The organism is Paenibacillus sp. J31P316, assembly GCF_056269105.1.
This window is the reverse complement of the sequence record NZ_JBWDNI010000010.1, coordinates 26,144-50,078: the sequence shown is the minus strand read 5'-3', so window position 1 is coordinate 50,078 and position 23,935 is coordinate 26,144. Positions and strand designations below refer to the sequence as shown.

The following is a 23,935-nucleotide window of genomic DNA, read 5'->3' as shown; positions in this document are numbered from 1 at the left end:
GCTGCCGTTTCTTCGTGTATGTGTCGCAATTTGCAGCCTTACTTCAGCTTCATGATCAACGAGCCCTGGGTCTCCACGACCACCGGCTCCAAGAATTGAATCTCATCCCCGTCGATCCGATACGCCACGTTGACGCCGCCCGCTTCGATCCGCTCGATGCGCGACGCCTGCTCCTCGCGGAGCTTGAGCGTTTGCAGCGATAACGTCCCGCCCTGAACCTGGACGCCGACTCCGTTCGCGCTTTGCTCGTAGCTGCCCCAAGCCATGTCGAGCGACCAAACGACGCGGAACTCATCGGCAGCGCCGGCGGACACCGGTTTAAACCCGATCATGCCCGTGACCATGTCGTACTCAAACCCGCTGTATGCCTGCAGCAGCGCGTAACTGGCCATCGATCTGGCGTAGTTGCTGCCGCATTCGATCTCGTTCCACGGATTGCGTTTCTCCCCGTCGTAACGATCGCGGATTGCTTGCACGACCGACAAGCCTTCGTCGACCAAGCCCTCTTGGATCATATGCGCGGCCGCTTGATATTCGAAGCCCGTCATCGTCTCCGAATTGTACGTGAGCGGAATGGCCGGCTTGCTCGCGCCCTCTGGCCATGTGCAGATGACAAGCCCGCCCTCGTCGTTCAGCGAATACAGCCGCCACGTGTTCGCTTCCTGGCGCATCGTCGACTTGAAATTATGCCGGTACAACGATCGCAGCGCCTTCCGCGTCTGTTCCTTGTCGAATATCTCGCCCAGCCCGCTCAGATTGGCGTGCCACTGCGCGACCACCTGATCGATGGCGCAGCCGTCCGCGACCTGGTATTTGATCTCGCCCAATTCCCGGTTCCAGTACGTACGAACCGTCCCTTCGTCGAAAGCATCCAGCAGCGACTTATCCGACAGATCCACCTGCTGGATATAATAGTCGCCGTTGAACAAATGCTCGTCGACCCAACGCTTGCCCGACCGGAACAAGCGCTCGAATTCATCCGCCGTCTCCCGCTCGCCCAGATAAGCTGCCATCTCGGCACCGGCCTTGAGCGCGGCCAAATAAAACCCGTTCAGCCAGGAATTCGGTCCGTATAGCTCCATGTCCAGCGTATGATGCTGCCTGCCCGACAGCACGCCCGTTTTGCCCGGATCCCACTTGTCTTCGTTGCTGTCCGCCCACGCATAGGTGATCGAGTCTTTGACCGCCGGCCAGACGGATCGCAGCCAATCCGGGCTGCCCGAGATTTTCCAATCGCGGTACGCCTTGATGACGCCGCCGAATTGTCCGTCCGCGCAGGCGCGGAAATTCTGCCTGTCGCGGCCGAGCGGCAGCATCAGCCGGAACGACATTCGGCCGTCCTCGCGTTTGTTGTACGCGAAGTCCAGCTCCCGCATGCTGCGTTCCAAACGCGGGAACAAGAACGGCAGCGCGTAAGCGTAATTCCATACATGCGTGCATGAGCCTTCGCAGCAGCCGGTATCCTCGATGCAGCCTTCGAAGCCGTAGAACGAACCGTCCGTCAGACGAAGCGTCGTCGCCGATTTGACGACGGACAAGTTCGCGGATACCGCGTCCATGACCGCGTCCGGCACCGTCGAAGCGAACAGCGCTTCCTTGAACCGCAGCGTCTCCCCGTACAGCCGGTCCCAATGCTCGAAGACGTACCGCGCGCTCGCGCCGGAATCCTCATACAGCGACGCATAGTAGTTTCGCCAGCCGTTCGGGCCTGCCGGATTCGGGTTCCAGTAGTTCTCCACGTTCGGAAAATGCCAGCTGATCGCGAAGCGGACCGCCTTCTTCTCACCTGGCTGCAGGTCGAAATGCGCCGCAAGGGAAGCGGTATCTTTTCTTCCCGCAGGCGGTTCGTCCGCGCCGTACTGCCTGTTCGTGAATCTGCCGGGCTGCGTGAAATCATGCCAAAACATCTCGAGATTGTCGCACCATCCGCCGCGGTACCAATATTCTTGATAGCTCGCGTCCGCCGCGTCGGAGGCAATCGTAATATCTCCGTACCGAGCATCCTCTGGGCTATACTGGTTCGAGCTTAGCTTGATCGCATGAACCTTCCGATCCTGATCGCCCCCGATCTCGCCGTACCGGTACGCCACGTTCTCGGTAGCATAAGGATTTCCTGCCGACAGGCATACCGTGTACGTGATCGGCGCATCGTCCGTATTCTCCAGTTCCCATTCGAAGAACGCCGCGGGCAGGCTCGAATCATCCTCCTGCAGCGGGATGAACGGGTTGAACGCCGTTAATCGCGCCAGTCCCGGGAACGCCGGTTCCGCGAAGGTCATCTCGGCCAGCGGGAATTCGCCCCTGAACGTCGTCTCCCGAAAATGCGGCATACCCGCCATCGTTTGGCTCTCCGGACCGAAGCCGTAGCCGCTGTGCAGCGGCCCCCCTCGCACGGTCTCGCCGACGTACGGAGACTGCATATCGCCGTTCAGCACCCTCGCGTCGAGCAGCTTCCCGTCCCGTTCCGCCTTGACGGCAAAGTGGCTGAAGCCATTGAAGCTCCGTTTGTTCGGCCGATTAAAAATTTCCCAATCCACCAGTCTGCCGTTTCCCGCCAAGCCGATGCTTCCGCTGCCGATTCCCCCAAGCGGGAAGACGATCTCCCGCGTTTGTGCGCCTTTGTATAAATGAGTCACTTAAGTGATCCCCCTCATGACATGGTATACTGAAATTACCTTCATTATAGAGGTTTGCGGACATGGTGCCTTTATATATAAGCACTGTTTTTTATGTAGATTACGATTGTTTTGAGGAGGTAACGATGAAATTAGAGGACCATGCAGTCGCCCCTTATATTCGCAACGCGGACTATGCGATCCGTCCTCCTTTTCTGCTCGGCGAACGCAGCTTGCTCGATTATATTATTTTCTACGTCCAGGAAGGGCGGTTCGACCTGCACGTTAACGGTCAGCACCATGTGGTGAAAGAAGGCGACCTCTGCCTGCTTCAGCCCGGAGACGTTCATACGATTCAGGGTTTGGACAATACGATCAATCCGTACGTGCATCTCGATTTCTTCTATAATCCGCACCGGGCGGACAGCTTCGTCACCCGCCCGGGACAATTGGACATGACGCCGTACGCATCGTACATGCAGCCGCGGCTGCATGACTGCGATTCCTTGCGGATTCCGCTCAAGCTGGAGACCCCTCATCCGAAGAAAATGCGCGATCTCGTCTTCCGGATGATCGAGAGCTGGCAGCTGCAGACGTATCTCGGCGTGATGGAAGCCAATCAGCTGGCCCATGAATGGGTTACCGCCTTGTTCAAGGCCTACATGACGCCGGATCCGGGCACGCTTTCCGTTCAGCCGTTCTTGAACTGGATCACGTCCTACTTCGCCTTCCACATCTCGGAGCCGATTAAAGTGGAGGACATGGCCAGAAGGGCAGGGCTGTCGCCGTCTCGGTTCACCGTGCTCTTCCGGCAGAGCTTCAACATGTCTCCGTATCAGTACTTGCTGAAGCTCCGGATCGAACACGCCCAGGAACTGCTGAAGGACGGCCTCTCCCTGCAGCGGGTGAGCGAATACTGCGGGTTTACGGATGTCCACCATTTCTCGAAGACCTTCAAATCCGCCACCGGCGTGAACCCGGGTTATTACAAGCGGCATCAGGATTGACGGGGATGACAGGCACGACAGACACGACAAGCACGACAGGCACGACAGAGCATGCCGAGTGGCGAAGCGAGCATCGAAAAAAGCTGACCCTCGCCATTAGGAATGGTCAGGTCAGCCCCTAGGTTTTGCTTATCGTGAAACCGCCGGCATTGATACAAATCAGGCATCTTCGGCTTTTCCAGCCGCTCATAAGGACCCTTCCCTTAAGAACCGGCCCTGTACGGACTAGCGGAATGTCCGGTTCGCCTTCAACCATTCACCTGCCGCATCCACTCCGGCTCTTAAGCTGAAGAGGCGGCAGTTCGCCATGCCGGCTTTGCCTCGCCGCACCGGCAGAACGCCGCGATCATCCAGCTCTGCGCCGATCAGGCTGAAATCAGCCGAATCGTAGGCGAAGTCCTTGAACCATTTCCAGGTTCTCGCGCCAGCTTCCATCATCGCCGTCCCCATCTTCTTGGAAGGCATGTCCTCGAGCAATGACTCAGCTAGGTGGAAGCTCGTGCAGACGTCATAGCCGGCGCCGAGCAGCAGCACCTTGGCGTTCGGCAGTCCGTAGAGCTTGCCGAGCGGAGAATCCATGCCGAACTGCGGCGTAAGCGGATGATCCGCTACAAGATGCGCAGCCAGCTTCCCGTTCGCGCAGAAGGAAACCTGCGGATGACCCGATCGCAGCGTGCCCGGGTACGTCCGGAACGTCTCCGCGATCCGGCCCATGCCGCGCGTCGGCGTCGCCAAGGGATCGAAAGCCGGCATTTCGCAATAGATGACGTCGAGCCATTCCGGCGGAACGGGCGGGTTCGCCCACTCGGCAGGATCGCTCCAATCCCCGCTTTGCGCCGGCATGACGATCGTTCCCGCTTCCCCGACCGCGCCCAGCAGCGCTTGAATGACGGCCTGCGGCCCTCCGCATACCCAGCCGAGACTGGACAAGGAGGAGTGGACGAGCAGGCAGTCGCCTTCCCGGACGCCGAGCGCGACTAGATCGTGCTGCAGGCTGCTTACGGTAACGGGATTACTTGTATTCGCAACAATTTCATGTTCTCTCATGTTGTTTGTTCTCCTAAGTGGCTCTGGCATGCTCTCATATTGCGATCCCTTCAATGCTTATCCGCGCACGCCGCCATGAACGTTTGCAAAATCGCACGCAAGCCATCCGGGTTCCCTAGCATCGGGAGATGGCCCGTATCCAGCTGCTCGACCGTCTCCGGCTTCAAATTCGCGATCATCCGGTCCTGCAAAGCCGGGCTGAATTCTTTATCCTGGGTCAGCTTAACATATAGCGATGGTACATCGGGAACCGCAGCATGGCAAGCATCCGTATAAATGCGCCGCGATTCCGGTACGAACGCTTGCACGATATCCGCCGATTGCGACTCGGACAAGTCCTTGCATAAACCGGCGCGAATCGCCGATTCCGGCGGCCGTGTCCCCGAGGCGCGCATGATGAGGCCAAGCAGCGTCCGTTTCAGCAACGGCAGTTCCGACAAGAAGGAACCGCCGCGGCTCGGGATCGCGGCTCCGACTGCCACGAAGCCGGCCAACCGGCCCTGTTTCAATAAGGCTTCGGCTATTTGCAAGGCTAGCACGCCGCCGAGGGAATGCGCGACTACAATCACATTGGACACATCCCACGATTCCACCTGCCCGCGCAGATGAGAAGCGTAGTCGTCCAAGTTCAAAGCAAGCCTCGTTTGCTCGGGACCGTCCCGATACGGAAAATCCGCCAGCAGTACGGGCGCATCAAGGCCGCTTGCCACCGCCTCCCATACGCCCCCTCTTAGTCCCGCGCCGTGAATGAACATCATGCCCGTTTCTTGCCGCCGATCCCGGTGCTGCGTCCTCATGCGAATTCCTCCCTCTCATTGAACGCTATGGTCTAAGCATAGCAGGCGTCGACTGACAAACGCCGTCAGTGGATCGATAGCATGCGCTTCATAGCAAAATGACTCCCCATGTTGTCATGAGGAGTCATTGAGGTGTCCCGAGGTCGGGTATGGTGGTTGATAAACCAATCAAAGCTGATTCCACGATGTAGACGAATGCTGCATTCTCCGACCGATTCGAGGAAGCTGGATGAATGCTGCATTCCCGTCTCGCGACGGGAACGCAAACCAATCATCCTACGCAAACCAATCACCTTAAGTGAATGCTGCATTCTCCGACCGATTCGAGGAAGCTGGATGAATGCTGCATTCCCGTCTCGCGACGGGAACGCAAACCAATCATCCTACGCAAACCAATCGCTAAGCCTATTCCACGATGTAGACGAATGCTGCATTCCCGTCTCGCGACGGGAACGCAAACCAATCGTCTATGAATCCATCGTTTTATACTCGCTCGCCGTCGTCGCCATATTATTTTTACGCTCCAGCATGATATTGCGGATATAGATGAAGACGCTCGGCAGCTGGCCGAGGATGAAGACCGGGTCTTGGCGATAGATCGCGTAGATCGACAGCACGATGCTGCCTAAAATGCTGTAAACCCAGAAGGAAAGCGGCACGACGGTCCGCTTCGCCTTCTCGCTCGCCAGCCACTGCGTGATGAACCGCATCGTGAACATGATCTGTCCGATGAAACCGAACACGAGCCATCCCATGCCGCTGCCGGAGAAGCTGCCTATCAACGAATGCCACCACATCTTACTGTCCCCTGATCTGGTAGCGAATGACCCGTTTTCGCAGCCAGCCGATGACGATGGCGTCCATCAGACCGACGAACGCGCGGTTGAATACGCCGTATTTGGATACGCCGTGCTGCCGCTCATGATGGGACACCGCGATCTCGATAACCTTGAAGCCGTTGATCTTCGCCAGCGTGGGCAGGAAGCGGTGCATGCCTTCATATAAGTAATAGCTGTCGGCCACCTCGCGCTTCATCAGCTTCATCGGGCAGCCCGTGTCGTAAATCTCGTCCCCCGTCAGCCAGTTGCGCACGCCGTTGCCCACCCGCGACGATACCTTCTTCACCAACGTGTCCTGCCGTTTGACGCGCTTGCCGTTCACGAAATCCATGTTCGGAATGTACGGCATCAGCTTGAAAATATCCCTCGGATCCGTCTGCAGATCGGCATCGATCAGCGCGATGAGCTCGCCCTTGGATTCCTTCATGCCTGCGTAGATCGCAGCGGTCTGCCCGCAATTCTTGGTGAAATGGATCACCTTGACGGCCGGATCGCGCTCCGCCAGCTCGGTCAGAATACTCGCGCTTCGATCCCGGCTGCCATCGTTGACGAGCATGATTTCGTAGCTGTCCACCTTGCCTGCCACTGCACTGGTAATCGCCTCGTGCAGCAGCAATATATTCTCTTCCTCGTTATAGATCGGCGCGACGATCGAGAGCTTGACCATATCTATTCCCCCTATACCAGTTGACGAACTTGTGCAATCCTTCGGCAAAATCCGTCTGCGGGTCGTAACCGAACAGCCGGTTCGCCTTGGAAATGTCCGCGTACGTCTGCTCCACGTCGCCGGGCTGGTTCGCCAGCCAGCGGAGCTCTGCCTCTTGGCCGAAAGCCTGCTCGATGCCTCGGATCAGCTCGAGAAGCGAAATCGTCCGGTTTGTGCCTAAATTCACGATCTCGAAGACCTTCTCCTGCGATTCGACGAAAGCAAGCGCTCCGACCAAGCCATTCAAGATATCCCCGATGTAGGTGTAATCCCGTCTCGACGAACCGTTGCCGTAGACCGTCAGCGGCTCCCCGCGCTCAAGCATGCCCACGAATTTGTGGATGGCCAGGTCCGGACGCTGCCGCTCGCCGTAAACGGTAAAGAAACGAAGCATAATCGTGTCGATGCCATGCAAATGATAGTAGGCGTGGCCCAATACCTCGCAGGCTTTCTTCGTCGCGGCGTAGGGCGATATGCTTCGGTCGACGATGTCCTCTTCGGAGAAAGGCACCTTCGCGTTGTTTCCGTACACGGACGAGGAAGAAGCGCACAGCCACTTGCGTACGCCGTGCCGCCGCATCGCTTCCAGCACCGTCAATGTTCCTTTGACGTTGACATCCTCGTAGAGCAGCGGATCCTCGATGGAAGGCCGTACGCCGGCCATCGCCGCCAAGTGAATGACCGCGTCGATCCGCTCATGCTCGAAGGCCGCTGCCAACTCGTCCACATGGCGAATATCCGCAACAACGAGCTTGAAGCTGTCCCCGCGTACAGCCTGCTGCAGATGAAGCAGATCGGTTTCTCTGTCCATGAATTGAAAAGTCGATAGTGATCCTGTACTATTCAGGATATTCCGGATTTTGATTCTGTAGTCGTACACGTCGTTAAAATTATCGATACAGATGACGCGATGGCCAAGGGCGAGCAGCCGTTCGCAGAGATGGGAGCCGATAAATCCCGCTCCTCCGGTAACGCAGTAGGTTTTCACTCACTGGGCCTCCTCCAGGGAATACGCCAGTTCATTCGAGCCGATCGGGTAATAGTCAAACAATCGGCGTACGCGAGCATGCTCCGCGAACATATTGCGCAGATCGAAGAACACATTGCCGCGCATGCTCTTGGCGATGATATCCCAGCTGCTCTCCCTGAACTGTTCCCATTCCGTCATTAATACGATGGCATCCGCGTTCTGGGCGCAGTCCGCCTCGCTCTCGCAATACGCGATGGAGCCGTTCAAGTCCGTCCATAATCGTTCCGCCTGCTTCATGCCTTGGGGGCAGTATGCTTTCACTGCCGCGCCCCTGCCTAGCAGACCGCTGATGATATCATAACTCGGCGCGGAGCGAATATCATCGGTCTCCGGTTTGAACGAGAGCCCCCATACGGCGATCGTTTTTCCTTTGAGCGTGCCGCCCCACGAAAGCACGTCGTTGATTTTATGAACCATTTTCATTTTCTGCTTCTCGTTGGCCGCGATAGCCGCGCGTACAACGTACAGCTCTTCGCCGTTCTTCCTGCCGACATCGACGAGCGCCTCCGTGTCCTTCGGGAAGCAGCTGCCCCCGTAACCCGGGCCGGCCTGCAGGAAATGCGGCGAAATGCGGTCATCGAGCCCCATGCCCGCCGCGATATCTTGAATGTTCGCGCCGACCTTCTCGGACAGAAGCGCGAGCTCGTTTACGAATGATATTTTGACCGCGAGAAAAGAATTGGATGCGTACTTGATCATCTCTGCCGTTTCTAGATTCGTATACAAGAATGGAACATCCTGGCGAATATGAACGTCATAGAGAGATTGAAGCATCCGCTTCGCTTCCTCGTTCTCGGTTCCGATGACGATCCTGGACGGATGCCGCGAGTCGCCGACCGCTTTGCCCTGCCGGAGAAACTCCGGATTCGAAGCGACGTCGACCCGGAAAGGCTCATTCCGCGCTTTCAGCACGCCGTCCAGATAACGCGCGATGCCGCGGTTCGTGCCGACGGGCATCGTGGACTTGCAGACGACCACTTTATAACCGTTCACGTATTTGCCGATCAACTGCACGACTTCTTGGACAAAGGAAAGATTGGCGCTCCCGTCTTCCTTCGCAGGCGTTCCTACCGCTATGAAGATCACGTCGCTCGATTGAATCACCTGCTTGGCGCTCGTCGTGAACGACAGCGTCCCATCGCGGAGCCCGCTTGCCAGCAGCTCATCAAGACCCGGCTCATAGATCGGGGATATCCCGCCTGCCAGACTTTCGATCTTGGCGGCATCCACATCCATGCAGGTCACCGGGAAGCCATAACTGGAAAGGACGGCGCCATGAACTAAGCCCACATACCCCGTTCCCATAATTCCAATCTTCACCATTGTTCCTCCTCGCCATCGTGCCGTTTTCGCAATATGAGAAAAATTAGTTTACCAACTTAACTTTTATAATAAAGATCCATGTAGTATATTTCAAGTATCAAAAAAAAAACAGAGATGGATAGGAGCACGTTATGAAGGACGACCAAGAAACCATACAACGGTTGAAGGACGCGTTCACGCTGTTTGCAAAAGCCGAATGGCGGCAGAAACCGGTTAACGGCCTAACGCGCAGCGACATACGCATCCTCTTCTGCATCATGGAAAGCGAGTGCAACGGCAATCCGAAACCGCGCATCTCGGATCTGAGCAAGCGACTGCTCGTGACGACGCCGACGGTCACCCAACTGATCAAGAAGCTGATCGATGAAGACTTGATCGAGCGCACCGTCGATCCGGACGACCGGCGCTCCGTGGGCATCGAGCTGACGGAGAAAGGCAAAGCAGTCGCCATGGAAGCCGATGCGAGCATCAAGCAGACGCTTGGCGGACTCATCGACCATCTGGGCGCGGAAGAAAGCGATCATTTGGCTGACCTGCTCACTAAAGCGTATCATTATTTTAATAATCGTTAAGCTGAAATATGCCTGTAAGCACGGCAAAAGCCGGAGGGCGCGCTCGATAACGAGCGCCCTTCCGGCTTTTTTCTAATCCCCCAGGATCATCTGATCCAGCGTCGTGCCGCCAAGCACCATCGGATATACGTTCTCGTCCGTCGGGACCGTGAACTCCACGAGCACCGGCCCCGAGGTATCCAGCGCTTCCTGCCACGCCTGCCGGGCTTCAGCCTTCGTGCGCGCCCTCAGACCTCTGATACCGTAAGCTTCGGCCAGCTTGACGAAGTCGGGACTGCCCGCCAGGTCGATCTGGCTGTACCGGCGCTCATACATCAGCTCCTGCTGCTGCTTCACCATGCCGAGCACCTGGTTGTTGATAACGACGATCTTAACGGGAAGATCGTGAATGGCGCAGATCGCCATCTCCTGCGCGCACATCTGCATGCCGCCGTCGCCGTTGATGGAGACGACGAGCCGGTCCGGATGCCCCAGCTGCGCCCCGATCGCCGCGGGGAAGCCGAAGCCCATCGTTCCCATGCCGCCCGACGTAATGAGCGAGCGCGGATGGTTGAACGCGTAGAACTGCGCGGTCCACATCTGATGCTGACCGACGTCCGTCGTGATAATCGCTTCGCCGTTCGTCGTCTCGTGAATCATCTCGATGACGAACTGCGGCTTCAGTTCCGTCTCGGAATCCCGATAATGCAGCGGATATTCCGCCTTGCAGCGCCGCAGCTCCCCGATCCACTGCTCTGAACGGGACGGCTTCACCGCCATCTCGTTCGCGGCGCGCAGCACGTCCTTGATATCCCCGATGCAGGCGATGTCGGTCCGCACGTTCTTGCCGATCTCGGCCGGATCGATATCGATATGTGCGATGCGCTTCGCCCTCGGAGCGAAGCCGTCCAGCTTCATCGTGACCCGGTCGTCGAAGCGCGAGCCGATCGCGATCAGCAGATCGGCGTTCTGAATGGCCATATTGGCCGTATACGCGCCGTGATGGCCGGGCATCCCCAGCCACAGCTCGTGGGCGCTCGGGAAGCCGCCGAGTCCGAGCAGCGTTGTCGCGACGGGCATTCGCGTCCGTTCCACGAATGCCAGCAGCTCCGCCGACGCATCGGCATACACGACGCCTCCGCCGGCGATAATGACCGGCCGTTCGGCTTCCGCGATAGCCGCGAGCAGCTCGCCGACTGCAGCCGGATCCACGGCCGGAGCAGGCTCATAGCCCTCCGGCCGAATTTCGGTTTCCGCCGGCTGGAACGGCATCCGATGGTTGGACACATCCTTCGGAATATCGATCAGCACCGGTCCCTTTCTGCCGCTGCCCGCATGGTAGAAGGCTTCGCGAACGATACGCGGGAGGTCGCGCGCATCGCGGACCGCATAGCTGTGCTTGGTGATCGGCATCGTCATGCTTACGATGTCCGCCTCTTGGAAGGCATCCGTCCCCATGACGGTCGTCGGCACGTTCGCCGTAATGATAACCATCGGGACGGAATCCATATAGGCTGTCGCGATGCCCGTGATCAGGTTCGTCGCCCCCGGTCCGGAAGTCGCGATGCAGACGCCAATCTTCCCCGTCGATCTCGCGTAGCCGTCCGCGGCGTGAACGGCCCCCTGCTCATGCCGCGTCAACAGATGCTTGAACGCCGGGTTGCCCGTCATCGCATCGTAGATATTCAGCGCGTTTCCGCCCGGATATCCGAATACGCACTCTACCCCCTCTGCCAGCAGCAAACGCAGCAGCGCCTCCGAGCCGGTCATCCATGATTGCTCCTTGCTTTGATTCTGTCCTGTTTCGAGCTCCCGTTGCGGCTCATGATTCCGTTCTGCTTCGCGCTCCCGTTCCGCGCCCATTCCCGTCTCTAACTTCGTGTTCATCTTCAACGGCCTCCTCCAAAAATAAATAACCCCTCCGCGAGCGCGAACGGCGGCTGCCGTCCGGCTCTGAAGGGGCGAAAGAGGTCGATATTCGCGGTACCACCCTGGTTTGCCGAAACCATGCGGTTCCAGCCTCAAGAGACAAGGTCGAGTACCCTTGCCTGCCGCACGATAACGTGTGCCACTCCGTTCGAGCCTACTCCCCGAACCCGATGCGCATGCCGATGACAGACGCAGGCTCCGGTTTTTCGATCGACCGCTCCGAGACGACGTCATGCAGCGCTTACGACGGAGGTTTCACCGTTCCCCCCGCTCTCTGGGCATCAAGTCCGCTGCATGTGATTCTCTTCATCGCGTTACTCCTATGAATAAATCGTGAAGCACATCAACAAACCCCTCTCCTCCCAAGGCGCGGACAACAGCTGTCCGGCCTAGGGACGAAAGGGGTTAACTTTTCGCGGTACCACCCTGGTTTGCCGAGATCTCGCGATTCCGGCCTCAAGAAGCAGTCGATTGCCTTGCCTCCGCACGGTAACGTGTGCGCTCCGTCTGAGCCTACCGATCGTGTCCGGGAACCAGCAGTTGGCTTCCAGGCTTCGATGTTCGGTCAACCGCTCCGAGACGACGTCATGCATTGCTTATGACGGAGGTTTCACCGCTCCCTCCGCTCTCTGGGCATAAGTCCGTGCATGTGCTTCTCATCTTCGCGTTCTAAATTTGATTCATAGTAGCATACTCGTTCACGCTTTTCAACGCTTTTCAACGCTTTTCCGTCCGCAGCCCTGCAATTCTCGCTGCCAGGCACTTCTCGCTTACATTTTGAAAGGAACTCCCCCTGCCTTGCGTCCATTGGTATAATACGGAGAGAAGGAGTGTGGCAGGAATGAAACGACTGATCGATACTTATATTCGCAGCGAAGATGAGCAGGCCAGGGTTCAACAAGCGGAGGCGCTGGCGGCCCGTTTCGCGGAGAGAGCGGTCGTTCATGACCGCGAAGGCTCGTTCCCTTTCGACAATTTCGCCGACCTGCGTGAGGCGGGTTATCTGAAACTGACCGTTCCCCGCGCATACGGCGGTGACGAAATATCGCTCTACGAGTTCGTCATGCTGCAGGAACGGCTGGCCTACGGAGACGGATCGACCGCGCTCGCCGTCGGCTGGCATCTCGGCCAGATGCTTCATCTGCGGACGACCGGCAAATGGCCGGGCAATACGTACGAGGAGCTCTGCCGCTCCGTCGTGAAGGACGGCACGATGATCAATACGTTCGCCAGCGAAGCGGCAACCGGCAGTCCGAGCCGCGGCGGAAGGCCGTCGACGACGGCGGTGCCCGTAGATGGCGGCTGGCGCATCACGGGACGCAAGACGTTCAGCACGCTCTCCCCGATTCTCGACCGTTTCGTCGTGACCGCGTATCTTCCGGACGAGGATTGCACGGCGGATTTTCTGGTCCATCGCTCGGACCGGGTCACGCTCGTGGAAACATGGGACACGCTCGGCATGCGCGCGACCGGCAGCCATGATGTCGTGCTGGACGGAGCATTCGCTGCCCAGAACATGCGGCTCACGGGCGGTAAAGGCGTGGATGACGGCGGAGGATGGATGCTGCATATTCCGGCCTGTTACATGGGCATCGCCCTGGCCGCAAGGGATTATGCCCTGGACTTCGCAAGATCCTATCGCCCGAACGGGATGGAAAAGCCGATCGCGGCCATTCCATACGTCCAGCATACCATCGGGGAGATGGAGGTCGAGCTTCGAACCGCGCGGGCGGTCCTCTATGCGGCGGCGGAGCGGTGGGACAGCGAAGTCGACGACCGACCTTCGCTCAAGCCGGAGCTCGGCCTGGCGAAGTACGAGGTTACCAACAACGCCATCCGGGTCGTGGACCTGGCCATGCGCATCGTCGGCGGTTCAAGCTTGTCTCGCAATACGCCGCTTGAACGCTACTATCGGGATGTCCGGGCCGGCCTTCACAATCCCCCGATGGACAACGCGGTGCTCTACGGCTTGGCTGCGGCCGCGCTGGGCGAGGCGGACGAGTAAGGGGCGATTCTTTCGGTGCATTGGGACACTGGAAGCTCGAAATGCTGCGACTACGTAATTTCATCGCCCTTTACGCCACAAGAGGCTCAAAACGCTGCGCTACGCCAGCATTTCGAGCCTCTTAATTATCATCTTCGCCGTATTAGAATAAATCCGTGCTATCCCGCTGTGCCGCCTGAACGTCGCCTTTGAGGAAGTATTCATGCCGCCCGAAACGGGACAACGCCTCGTCATCGGCCAGCCACACCCATTCGTCGATCTCGGTCTGGCAGCGATGGGCTCGGAACGCCGCGAGCTTCGCGGTTTGATAGGCTTGCACGTCGATCTTGACGACGTCCTTCCGCTTGTAGCCGTATCGCTCCGGACGCTCCATCGCATCCCCGAACGTAATGAAATATAGCGCGCCCTTGCGTGCAGTCCGCCGGAACGCTGCCGTTGTCGCTTTGCCGATCGCGCAGTGGTCCGGATGCCCGCCGAACCGCTCGTGAAACGTCAGCACGACGTCCGGCTCGATATCGCGAATCAAGTCCTCGATGCGCCCCGTCAGCGATTCCTCGTCTTCGAATTCGACTGTTTTGTCGCGGATATCGAAGAACAGCAGATTCCCGATGCCCAAGCAATCGCAGGCTTCCTTCAGCTCCTGCTCGCGGGCGGCCGCCATCGTTTCCCGGTTGAGGTACGGCGGGTTGCCCATCCGGCGTCCCATTTCTCCCCGGGTCGCGCTTACGAGCGTAATCTCGACGCCCTCGGCGGCGTATTTGGCAAACGTCCCTCCGCAAATAAACGTCTCGTCGTCAGGATGAGCGAAAACCGCCAGCAGCTTGCGCGGCGTATTCGCGTTATTCGAAGTCGTCATTCCGGGAACGGCTCCTTTCCTAGATGGAGCGCCACGTTCATGCGTCCTCTGTCATCGTAGCCGGCCAGCAGCAGGCGGCCGTATTCATCGACCTCGTAATGCGTGAGCGCTTCCATGCGAAGCCAGCCGTGACCGTCAAACCGCAGCGCGGCGCGGTACGAGCCCTCTCCGGCGATAAAAGCGTGCGTGACCCTAACCTTGAAATTGCGAACGAATACGAATGAAGTCGCCTCGCTGTGGATATAGGCATCGGCTCCGACGAATTTCCGAAGCTCGGCCTCCGCTTGCGGCTTGTTTATTGGCAGCATGGCATAGGTTCCTTTTCTGAAATAGAGTAGGATTGCAGCATTATTGTAGCATGCGACGGACGTTTTTCCGAGAGCAGCGCATAAAAGAATAGATGACGCGCGGCGGAAAAGCCGCGGTGGCAGGCCGCCGACCATGGCAAAAAGCACGCACGGACAGCCGATGAACCGGTCATCCATGCGCGCGAATAAGCGTGAGGCGCAGCGTATCTCCGCTACCGCTTCTTCTCCCGCTTGCGGCTTGCCTTCTCGATGTTCTCCGCCACGCGGTATTCCACGATTCGCTTGATCAGCGCCAACGGCAGCGGCTGCCCGATCGGGAATTGCACCGCTCCCTTCGACGTCTTATAGGCCGCCAGCTCGTCCTGGAAAACGCGGATTCCGCTTGCGGTCGGGTAAAAGCCGATGTGATTTTTGTAAGCGGCGAAGTAGACGAGGCTGCCGTGCAGGTCGAATGCGGGCATCTGATACGCGATCTTCTCCTTTGCTTCCGGCGCCGCCTCTTTGATCGTTTGCCGTAACGCCTGCATCATGTCCTGAACGTTCGGCGGGAAAGCCGAAATATAATCGTCGGTCGTACCTGGTGCCGTTTGGTTGTCTTGCATGGCCGTCCTTGTCTCCTTCCGCTTGCCGGGGTTGCCCGAATGGTCGAGCCTTGGCTCCATTTTATCAGAATGCGGAGAAGGATGGAGGCTCGGACACTCGAAAAAATACGGACCGTTCAGACAGGCGTCCGGTCACGGCTGCCCATTGCTCCCTTGCCCGGACTTTGCGAAGCACCGCCTCCTCCTGCCCGCGTCTGCTTCTTGCCCTGTCCTTCTTCCTCTTGTTCCGCCTTCGGCAGCTTCTTGCCGAGCATGAGACGAAGCGCGAGCAGCAGGAACGGCAGCCCGAAGGCGATCGGGAGCGCGATATACGGCCATGTATGTTCAAGAAAAGTCATCGACCGATAATGATCGTTCAACAGCCAATAGTTGAACGCGCCGATCAGCACGCTGATGACGGAAATCATCGGCCTGATGCTCTTGATCCCGAAGATCCGCGAAGCGCTCACGGACATGCCGTAGATGCAGAACATGATTTCGAACAGGCTGGGCAGGGCGTACAGGGCGATCATCACCATTTCGTACCGTTGGAGGAAATTGCCCATATGCGCATTGCGGGCCAGCTTCATGCAGGATAACGTATACTGCCCCGTCACCTCCGCCGACAGCACGGCACCCTCGAGGATCGCCCAAATGACGACCATCAAGCTAGCCGCCATGATGCCGAGCATGCCGACCTTGCCGCCCAGCTTGCCGGGTTTATTGATCATCGGCATGATCAGCGCGGCCAGCATCGTCCCGAGCGCCCAATCCGCGTCGTAGTGCAGGCTGGCGCTCAAGTTGCGGGGCAAGCCGGATTCCATGACCGGCAGCAAGTTCCGGATATCGAATTCATGGGTGGATCCGATTACGATCAGCACGTTAAGCACGAACAGAAACACGAGGCCGATCAGAGCCGCGCGCGCCATGACCTCCACGCCGTAATAGCAGCCCAGCATCCCGACAAGCAGCGCGGCAGCAAGAAACACCCCTAACGGCGCCGCAGGCAGAAAATAATCCTGCAAGTGATAGACGAAGGTCATCATGATCGGCCCGCTTCCAGCCAGGAAGAACGCGAAGATCAACAGCGCGACGATGACGGAGAACCATTTGCCCAACAATCGCTCGCTAAGCGCGATGAAGTCGAGCCGCGGCGATTTGCGCATGACAAGATAAGTGACGTACATCATCACGATGCCCTGCAGCGCGCCGAGCGCTGTCGCAATCCACATATCCTGGCTAACATAACGGGCCAAGACGCCTTGCGTCAGCCCGATCGATTTGACGAAGATGAGATTCACGATCATCGCGATGAACATGCCGTTCGAGATCCGAAATTTGGTCATTTGATCTCCGCTCCCGCCGCTTTGACTACCGTGCTCTTAATCGTCGTCTTCACCATCACGGACGTTTGCGCATCGGCGAATACCGTATCCCACTTATCCTTCACCTGCCGCCACTCCACGGGATATTCATTGCGGAACGAGTCTCCTAACTTCAGAAAATCGGACCGATACCGGTCCTGCGCCTTGGCGAGGACGCCTTCGATTTCGGATTTGAGCTCCTGCGCCAGCTTCTCTTCGAGTTCATCCCTGCTGCTTTTCAGATTGATATCGCATCCGTTCTCCACGATATCCGCGTCCGCCCTCAGCCGGATTTGAAACCGCGGCTTGCCGTCCTGGAACTGCGGATCGACCGAGAATCGCGCTCGCTTGTATTCCAACGTCACCTGATTGCGATTATTCGGACAATCGACCGGGATGATGCCGCTCTCGAGTCCTTCCAGGAAGAAGAGCACGCCCTGCGTTTCCTTGACGTTCAGCCAGCCGGCCATCTTCCCCTGCTTGAACGCCGCGGCCCCGGCCAGCTCGACCTGCTTGAACGAACCGTGTTCGTCGGGCTTCTTGTTCGATATGCCGCGCGGCATGAGCTGAAGCTTCGCCAGCACCGGGCTGGTCGAGCGGCTTAAGAAGGCTTCTTCCAGGTTCATCATGTTGCTCCCGGAAGCCTGCCCGACGACATGATTGTCATTGAACAACCTGTCCACCGCTTCGCCGGGCACGACCTCGAGACCCGTCACCGTGGAGATGACTTCCTCCGGCTTGTCCGGCGTCACGGCGACCCACGTATCCATGCGAAGCTCATGGTTGCGGGTGAAGAAGTCGACCATGTCCTCGATCCCTTTCCTCGCGTAATCCTCTCCCATGACGATAACGAAGTTATGCGCCCAATAGACTCTGCGCGAAGAGACGCGGCCCAAATTCCGTATCGCCTCGAAAATGCTTCTCCCTTCGCTGCTGATCGTATAGATGGGGTCGCCCGTACCGCCTGAAGGCGCTCCGGTCTGACCGCGCGCGTCCGCGGGACGGATGATTTGAACGGACAGCTTGGTCATGCCCGGCTTCTCGCCGAGATCCAGGCCGACGGCCGTAACGATGGCCAATTCGTTGATTTGACGCACGCCCATGCATGCGGTTAAGGACAGAAGCGACGCGACGATGAGCAACCACCGCAAGGCGCGCTTCATGAACCGTTTCCCTTCTCCGACGGCTTCGGCATCATGCCGTCGCCCATCCGCTGGGTATCCTGCGCGAATTCCGGACGTTCCTCCTGCATCCAGATCGGCAGGCGAAGCAGCATGTCGCGCTGGTCGGAAGCCCGGAAGGGGCTGGCAGGCGCCAGGTAGGATTCGCCGAACGAACGGATCGAGAGGGCGTGAAGCATCAGCGCGAAGAACATCGTCGCAAAGCCGAGCAATCCGAGTACGCCCGACGCAAGGAGGATCGGAAACCGGTAAATGCGCAGCGCAAGCGAAGAAGAATAGCTCGGGATCGCGAAGGAAGAGATCGCCGTGATCGCGACGATGATGACCATGAACGGCGAGACCAAGCCTGCCTGTACCGCGGCTTGGCCGATGATCAGCGAGCCGACGATGCTGACGGCTTGTCCGATCGGCTTCGGCATGCGCAGGCCGGCCTCGCGCATCAGCTCGAAGGCCAGCTCCATGACGACCGCCTCGAGCAGCACGGGGAACGGAACGACCTCCCGTCCGGAGGCGATCGTCAGCGCCAGCGAGGTCGGAATCATTTCTTGGTGAAACGATACGAGCATGACGTAGATTGACGGCAGGAACAGGCTGATCATCAGCGCGACGTAACGGACGAAGCGGAAGAACGTGCCTACCCAATAGCGGCTGTAATAATCGTCCGGCGCCTGGACGAACTGCCAAAAGAACGTCGGTACGATCAGCACGACGGGCGTGTTGTCGATGAAGATCGCGACTCGGCCTTCCAGGAGAGCGGAAGCCGTTTTATCGGGCCGTTCGGTGCTCTGCACGGTATTGAACAGCGACAGCGGCGCATCCTCGATCAGTTCTTCGATATACCCGCTCTCCAGAATCGCATCGATCTTGATGCGGGCAAGGCGCTGCTTGACCTCGTCGACGAGACCGACCTTCACGAGATCCTCGATGTAGGCGATATTGATATCCGTCTGCGACCGCGTCCCAATGACCATGGCGTCGAATCGCAGCTTCGGATCCCGGATTCTTCTCCGGATCTGCGCGGTGTTGGTTCGAATGCTCTCGGTAAAGCCGTCGCGCGGCCCCCGGACATTATTCTCGGACGACGGCTCCTCGACGCCGCGCGCCTTCCAGCCCCGCGAGCTGACGAGAATGGCCGCTTCGAGCCCATCGATCAGGACGAGCGTATCGCCGGATACGATGCCCGCGATTCCTTCCTTGACGCTGCCGCAGGATTTCGCCGATGCGTTAATCAGCAGCTGCGTGCGAATGGCATCTGCCGTCGTCATGGAGGCCGGATCGCGTTTCAGCTCGCTGCCGCTCACGATCAAGGCTTTCAGCAGCTCCTCCACGACGGCCGTATCCGCCATTCCGTCTAGAAAACAACATAAGCCGGGATAATTCGGGCTGCCGCACAACTGAAATTCCCGCCGCTGCACGTCCGCGCTCTGTCCCAATATCGTATCGATGGCGGCGGCATTGACGGACAGCTCCGCTTGGAACTTCTCCTTCCCTTCTTCCTGCCGGTCCGGCATCCGCATCCCTCCCTGAAAATGGTATAGGTCGTACAACGTTGGCTGATACTAGCATGGCAATCATGCAAAAGGAGGCCGAGTATGGATTTCTATCATTCCTGGTTCTATCGCGAACTCGTTAATACCCGTTGGTTCATGTGGACCATCGTCTATCTCGTGCTGGGCATCAATGTTTTGGCCCCTGCGCTGGTCTGGTATTTCGTCAACGGCCGGCAGATCATCCGCAGATTCACGGCGAGCAAGAAGCAGCGGGCCGGGAACGGCAGCTCGCAGGATTCGGCGCCCGGTTGACAGGAATCGTCGTCCCGAATCGGCACCGAACGCGCATCAATGCCCAGCATATGGAAAGCGGCGCTCGAGTGGTTAGGTTCTCCTAACGGACTGAAACTATTCCCAATTGCCATGCCAAAAAAGCCGAATGAGCATCTCGGTATGAGATGCGCATTCGGCTTACTAAACCGCAATTCTTGAATTCTCTTATTATGACGGCTTTAGTCGAACCGATACGTCCAGAAGCGTTCCGTCCCGAACCGTTCCTGCAGCTCCGGATCCTCCAACGTCTTGCCGCCCATCAGCTCCACGGCCTGGAACTGCGAGCGGTGCGCTTCGATGCTGGCCAGCTTCTGCTTCAGGAAGTCCCGAATATCGACGACCACGTCGGGCTTTCCGATCGCTTTCTCGAGGTCTCTGGCGAATGCCATCGCATGCACTCGCGGCCTTTCGTTCTCCGGCAGCCGGCCGATCACGCGCACGACGGCGGCGCCGGTGGCATCATGGTCGGGGTGGACGGCGTAGCCCGGATAGAAGGTCAGGACCAGCGAAGGCTTTAATTCCTCCAGAAGCGCCCCGATCTGTCCGTCGAGCAGCTCTTGATCTTCGAATTCGAGCGTCTTGTCGTGAAAGCCGAACATTCTCAAATCCTCGATGCCGATCGCGCGGCAGGAGGCTTCCAGCTCGCCTTTGCGGATTTGCGGCAGCGTGACCCGATTGGCGAACGGCGGAATGCCCATATTGCGGCCCATCTCGCCGAGCGTCAGGCAGGCATAAGTCACCGGGGTTCCGGCTTGGATATATTTGGTCAGCGTGCCCGACAAGCCGAAGGCTTCGTCATCCGGATGCGGCAGCACGACTAGAATATGGCGTTCTCGTTCCATGGCGTTCCTCATCTCCTCTTCCATCAGAAAGGCTCGCGGCTCAACTGCAGCGCGACAACGAGCTTGCCCTGTCCGTCATGTCCCGCCAGAATCAACCGTTCCGTATTGGCTTCCTCGTAATGCGTCAGTCCCTCGGAATAAATCCAGCCGTGTGCCATCTTCAGGCCGACCCGATACGGACCGTTCCCCGAGATCGAGCCGAGCGAATAGCGAACGACCGCATTCGTCACGAACGTCGCCGCGGGATGCTTCGAGGCGTCGAGATGGGAGGCGTACGCACCCGTCGTCATTTCCAAATGAAGATATAAATCCTGATCCTTGAAGCGATCGATCCGTTCCTGGATCGCCGTGCGTTCGATAAGCTGCATAGCGCGGCCTCCTTCCTGCTTGCGAATGATACGTATATAGAGATTATAGCCGATAACGGCTCCGGTTCCAAATCTAATTCCTTGTATTCCGACCAGTTCATAGGTAATTATACACTACATCATCCTTGTTCTGCACGAACAATTTTGCTCAGGGGGACGGATGTTGTCCGCCAATAAGAAAAACCTGACCAAGTCGTGTCGGGACTTGGCCAGGCTCGCTGCACCTATTTGATTCAAGCATTTTACGAAAACCTATCCTTCCACATCGATCAGATACACGCGCTCCTCGAAGCCGCCCCGTTTCTCCGCCTTCATCGCCCGTATCGCTTCGAGCCGCTCCCAGTCGGCGCCGTTCACGCTGGCTAACGCCCGGATAACCTCAAGCAGATCCGCCAATTCTTCCAGCGCTTCTTCCGGCTCCTTTGCCCGCAGCAACTCTTCCGATTCTTCCTGCAGCTTTGTCTTCAGTTCGCTCACGTATTCTTCTGGCTCCAATATACGCGTGCGAAAGCTTTTGCCATTGGATGCAATGATGCGCGGAATGCCGTCACGTACGAGCTTGTTGTAAGTGGGCATGGGTTCATCTCCCTCTCAGGCATTCCTTATGCCTGCGCCTTAATCTGACGATATGTCGCTTCATCCGCAACCACATAAAGCCTGGCCGCCGCAGGAATCGGATCGTTCAGTTTGCGATTGATCCCGAGATCTCCCCGGTCCGACAGCAGCGTAGCGCCGCGTTCCAAGATAGCCTGGAAGGCATCTCTATACGTCTTCCACTCCGGTCTGACCGGAATCTCGTAAATGTCGTCCCCGACCTCCCGGCTGATCAGCTGGTGGATGATCTCGGAGCCGCCTTGCTGCAGAGCGCTGCGGACCGCAAGCCTGGAAACCGCGTCATGCGACAAGACGAATTCATTGACCTTGGCATGCCGGAAATTTTTGATATTCTTATCCTGCGTGATTTCAACGGTCGTGTGGATATTGGGATGAAGACGTTCGATGCTCGAGGCGATCAAGAGCGTTTTGCCGTCCGCAAGCGCCGGTTCGTCGATCCGGGTATCCGCGAAAATAATGACGGCCCTCGCCTGCTTGATCATCGCTTTATCCAACACTTCTTCGGCCGAAGGATCGCCGCTGATAAAATGAATCTCCTGCCGATCCACGATGGGATGTTTGTCCGACTCGTCCAGGATGACGATATGCGAAGCGGGCGAGTAAGACAGGATCTCGTCGATGGCGTACTGGGCTTTCTTGCTCCAGTTAATGATAATGATGTGGTCCTTCCCGTGAAAGTGCATTTTGCCGGCCTCCCAATGCTTGTAAATGGTCGATATCGAATCGATGATTTTACCGATAATCAGACTGAGAAGGCCAATGCCGAACACGTAGATAAACAAGGAGAATGCTTTGCCTATCCAGGTTTTCGCATAAAAATCCCCGTATCCGACCGTGGCCATCGTGGTCATTACCCAATACAGCGCATTGAACCAGTTCCGGAACGTGGACGGCTCGATCGCGTACGCAATGGTGGCGCAGCCGAGAATAAAGGCCAGCACCGTAATGAGGATGGTCGTATTCGGCACCCGTAAAACCTTCAGCATCGTCCTCATGATCAAGGGCATCCAGCTTCTTCCTCTCTTCTGTGCAGTCCCGCTCCCGTTCACAAGAAAGGCTTCCGTTCCGATGCGCTCGGTAATGGAAGCCCTCTTGCGATGCGAAGGAAGACCTTAAATGATCAAGCTGCTGATGGCGAAGCTCATGCCGATGAACACGCAGCATAGCAGAATGCCGATCGCTACGTTGCCTTTCTGCAGATGCTCCGACACCTTCAATCCAGGCGTCACCAGCTCAAACAGCCAGTAAGTCGCGATGAGAATGACATAACCAACCGCAAACCATAGCATCATGTGCCAGATGGAGGTGTTGGTATAGGCGGATACGCCGATGATGATGGCGGTGGAGAGAAACTTCCCTCCGAAAGCCAAGCCGACGGCCGTATTGCCTTTCTTGAGTTCCTCTAGATCGTTGAACGGCGTCATGGCGCTGAAAATCAGCATGCCGGCCAGCTGCAAGGCCACGATGACGACGACGCTGCCTACGAGATTAATGAATACGGTCATTGCGCCCACCCCCGAAATTTTGCGTATACGGTATCGTAATCCCCGAAATCATGAATCTGTTCGATATTCGCTTTGACCTTCTTCTGATTCTTCAAGGCAGCGTACTTCTCTTCGCTGACCGGCTGCTTGATCACGTTGCCGGACGGCATGGTCACCACGGCGAACTCGCGGAACTTCCCTTGGTTCTCGGTCTTGTAGACGCCGACCAGGTCGAGCTCCGTTTGAATCGTTTCCTTCAGCTCCGCCAGATCCTTCTTGGCGCTAGCTTCGTCCTTATAAGACTTCAGCGTTCCCCAAGCGGAGAGCTGAAGCTGATTGCGCTTCTGTTCATCCGTCGTGATCTCGGCGTCCATGTACTGCAAGGTCCACACCGCGTCGCCGGTCGCGAAATTATTATCGTTCGGAAGCATGACGTTATCGGGCAGGATCGTCATGTCGCTGCCGACTAGATCGCCGACCTTGCCGTTCACGATCCGGTAGTCCCACGGAACCCGGGCAACGTCGGGCGCAGAGGCGTCTGCCGATGACGAATCGCCCGAAGACGAAGACGTGCTGAAGATCGACGTCTGATCTTCCGTGCCGCAGGAGCTGAGAAGAAGGCAGAGCATCAAACCGCCCAGGATAAGATAAATGCGTTTCATCG

The 23,935-nt window shown here is 57.8% G+C and carries 24 protein-coding genes; 4 read left to right on the top strand and 20 right to left on the bottom strand.

The annotated features are described in order from the left end of the window. Positions 1-38: 38 nt before the first annotated feature. Positions 39-2,636 carry a GH116 family glycosyl-hydrolase gene (locus AC0YNU_RS23295; protein WP_475761081.1) on the bottom strand — a complete coding sequence of 866 codons (2,598 nt, stop codon included), beginning with the start codon at positions 2,634-2,636 and terminating at the stop codon, positions 39-41. Positions 2,637-2,761: 125 nt separating this feature from the next. Between AC0YNU_RS23295 and AC0YNU_RS23290 the strand changes: the two genes are divergently transcribed. Further along, on the top strand, positions 2,762-3,622 hold the full coding sequence (locus AC0YNU_RS23290) for a helix-turn-helix domain-containing protein (protein ID WP_475761080.1): 861 nt from the start codon (positions 2,762-2,764) through the stop codon (positions 3,620-3,622). A gap of 225 nt (positions 3,623-3,847) precedes the next feature. Here the strand turns inward: AC0YNU_RS23290 and AC0YNU_RS23285 are convergent, their stop codons facing one another. The 6 genes from AC0YNU_RS23285 to AC0YNU_RS23260 all read right to left on the bottom strand — a co-directional run bounded on the left by AC0YNU_RS23285 (position 3,848) and on the right by AC0YNU_RS23260 (position 9,364). Then, a complete protein-coding gene (locus AC0YNU_RS23285) occupies positions 3,848-4,669 on the bottom strand; it encodes an AAC(3) family N-acetyltransferase (RefSeq protein ID WP_475761079.1) in 822 nt (273 codons plus the stop codon). A gap of 50 nt (positions 4,670-4,719) precedes the next feature. Next, the gene (locus AC0YNU_RS23280) at positions 4,720-5,466 is read right to left on the bottom strand and encodes an alpha/beta fold hydrolase (protein WP_475761078.1); all 747 of its coding nucleotides are present in this window, start codon (positions 5,464-5,466) and stop codon (positions 4,720-4,722) included. Between the two features lie 467 nt (positions 5,467-5,933). Next, positions 5,934-6,263: a lipid-A-disaccharide synthase N-terminal domain-containing protein gene (locus tag AC0YNU_RS23275; RefSeq protein WP_475761077.1), complete on the bottom strand. Its 330-nt coding sequence runs from the start codon at positions 6,261-6,263 to the stop codon at positions 5,934-5,936. Position 6,264: 1 nt separating this feature from the next. Beyond that, positions 6,265-6,972, bottom strand: a complete 708-nt coding sequence (locus tag AC0YNU_RS23270; RefSeq protein WP_475761076.1) for a glycosyltransferase family 2 protein — start codon at positions 6,970-6,972, stop codon at positions 6,265-6,267. Then, the gene (locus tag AC0YNU_RS23265) at positions 6,938-7,999 is read right to left on the bottom strand and encodes a GDP-mannose 4,6-dehydratase (RefSeq protein ID WP_475761075.1); all 1,062 of its coding nucleotides are present in this window, start codon (positions 7,997-7,999) and stop codon (positions 6,938-6,940) included. The genes AC0YNU_RS23270 and AC0YNU_RS23265 overlap by 35 nt, the downstream gene beginning before the upstream one ends. Beyond that, positions 8,000-9,364: a UDP-glucose dehydrogenase family protein gene (locus tag AC0YNU_RS23260; protein WP_475761074.1), complete on the bottom strand. Its 1,365-nt coding sequence runs from the start codon at positions 9,362-9,364 to the stop codon at positions 8,000-8,002. 131 nt (positions 9,365-9,495) lie between these two features. Between AC0YNU_RS23260 and AC0YNU_RS23255 the strand changes: the two genes are divergently transcribed. Beyond that, positions 9,496-9,936, top strand: a complete 441-nt coding sequence (locus tag AC0YNU_RS23255) for a MarR family winged helix-turn-helix transcriptional regulator (RefSeq protein ID WP_475761073.1) — start codon at positions 9,496-9,498, stop codon at positions 9,934-9,936. 72 nt (positions 9,937-10,008) lie between these two features. On the opposite strand, the gene ilvB is transcribed toward AC0YNU_RS23255, so the two are convergent. Beyond that, entirely contained in the window at positions 10,009-11,685 is a 1,677-nt protein-coding gene (gene ilvB / locus AC0YNU_RS23250) for a biosynthetic-type acetolactate synthase large subunit (protein WP_475761161.1), read from the bottom strand. Between the two features lie 1,000 nt (positions 11,686-12,685). Between ilvB and AC0YNU_RS23245 the strand changes: the two genes are divergently transcribed. After that, positions 12,686-13,849, top strand: coding sequence for an acyl-CoA dehydrogenase family protein (locus AC0YNU_RS23245; protein ID WP_475761072.1), 1,164 nt, complete (start codon positions 12,686-12,688; stop codon positions 13,847-13,849). A gap of 142 nt (positions 13,850-13,991) precedes the next feature. On the opposite strand, the gene AC0YNU_RS23240 is transcribed toward AC0YNU_RS23245, so the two are convergent. The 6 genes from AC0YNU_RS23240 to AC0YNU_RS23215 form a co-directional block, all read right to left on the bottom strand. Then, positions 13,992-14,705 (bottom strand): PIG-L family deacetylase, encoded by a 714-nt coding sequence (locus tag AC0YNU_RS23240; RefSeq protein ID WP_475761071.1) that lies wholly within the window; start codon positions 14,703-14,705, stop codon positions 13,992-13,994. Then, entirely contained in the window at positions 14,702-15,013 is a 312-nt protein-coding gene (locus AC0YNU_RS23235; RefSeq protein ID WP_475761070.1) for a DUF1806 family protein, read from the bottom strand. Before AC0YNU_RS23235 ends, AC0YNU_RS23240 begins: the two co-directional genes overlap by 4 nt. 212 nt (positions 15,014-15,225) lie before the next feature. After that, positions 15,226-15,615 carry an iron chaperone gene (locus tag AC0YNU_RS23230; protein WP_475761069.1) on the bottom strand — a complete coding sequence of 130 codons (390 nt, stop codon included), beginning with the start codon at positions 15,613-15,615 and terminating at the stop codon, positions 15,226-15,228. A gap of 116 nt (positions 15,616-15,731) precedes the next feature. Then, entirely contained in the window at positions 15,732-16,940 is a 1,209-nt protein-coding gene (locus tag AC0YNU_RS23225; RefSeq protein ID WP_475761068.1) for a GerAB/ArcD/ProY family transporter, read from the bottom strand. Further along, positions 16,937-18,121, bottom strand: a complete 1,185-nt coding sequence (locus AC0YNU_RS23220; protein ID WP_475761067.1) for a Ger(x)C family spore germination protein — start codon at positions 18,119-18,121, stop codon at positions 16,937-16,939. The genes AC0YNU_RS23225 and AC0YNU_RS23220 overlap by 4 nt, the downstream gene beginning before the upstream one ends. Then, positions 18,118-19,650, bottom strand: coding sequence for a spore germination protein (locus tag AC0YNU_RS23215; RefSeq protein ID WP_475761066.1), 1,533 nt, complete (start codon positions 19,648-19,650; stop codon positions 18,118-18,120). Before AC0YNU_RS23215 ends, AC0YNU_RS23220 begins: the two co-directional genes overlap by 4 nt. 81 nt (positions 19,651-19,731) lie before the next feature. On the opposite strand from AC0YNU_RS23215, the gene AC0YNU_RS23210 reads away from it, so the two are divergent. Further along, positions 19,732-19,941, top strand: coding sequence for a hypothetical protein (locus AC0YNU_RS23210; RefSeq protein WP_475761065.1), 210 nt, complete (start codon positions 19,732-19,734; stop codon positions 19,939-19,941). A 200-nt stretch (positions 19,942-20,141) separates the two neighbouring features. On the opposite strand, the gene bshB2 is transcribed toward AC0YNU_RS23210, so the two are convergent. The 6 genes from bshB2 to AC0YNU_RS23180 form a co-directional block, all read right to left on the bottom strand. Beyond that, entirely contained in the window at positions 20,142-20,804 is a 663-nt protein-coding gene (gene bshB2, locus AC0YNU_RS23205; protein ID WP_475761064.1) for a bacillithiol biosynthesis deacetylase BshB2, read from the bottom strand. Positions 20,805-20,827: 23 nt separating this feature from the next. After that, entirely contained in the window at positions 20,828-21,172 is a 345-nt protein-coding gene (locus AC0YNU_RS23200; protein ID WP_475761063.1) for a YojF family protein, read from the bottom strand. 252 nt (positions 21,173-21,424) lie between these two features. Further along, positions 21,425-21,748: a pyrophosphohydrolase domain-containing protein gene (locus AC0YNU_RS23195; protein WP_475761062.1), complete on the bottom strand. Its 324-nt coding sequence runs from the start codon at positions 21,746-21,748 to the stop codon at positions 21,425-21,427. 26 nt (positions 21,749-21,774) lie between these two features. Further along, complete coding sequence (locus AC0YNU_RS23190; protein ID WP_475761061.1) at positions 21,775-22,794, bottom strand: potassium channel family protein; 1,020 nt, start codon at positions 22,792-22,794, stop codon at positions 21,775-21,777. A 105-nt stretch (positions 22,795-22,899) separates the two neighbouring features. Next, complete coding sequence (locus AC0YNU_RS23185) at positions 22,900-23,292, bottom strand: DUF350 domain-containing protein (RefSeq protein WP_475761060.1); 393 nt, start codon at positions 23,290-23,292, stop codon at positions 22,900-22,902. Continuing rightward, positions 23,289-23,933 (bottom strand): signal peptide protein, encoded by a 645-nt coding sequence (locus tag AC0YNU_RS23180; protein ID WP_475761059.1) that lies wholly within the window; start codon positions 23,931-23,933, stop codon positions 23,289-23,291. The genes AC0YNU_RS23185 and AC0YNU_RS23180 overlap by 4 nt, the downstream gene beginning before the upstream one ends. Between the last annotated feature and the right edge of the window lie 2 nt (positions 23,934-23,935).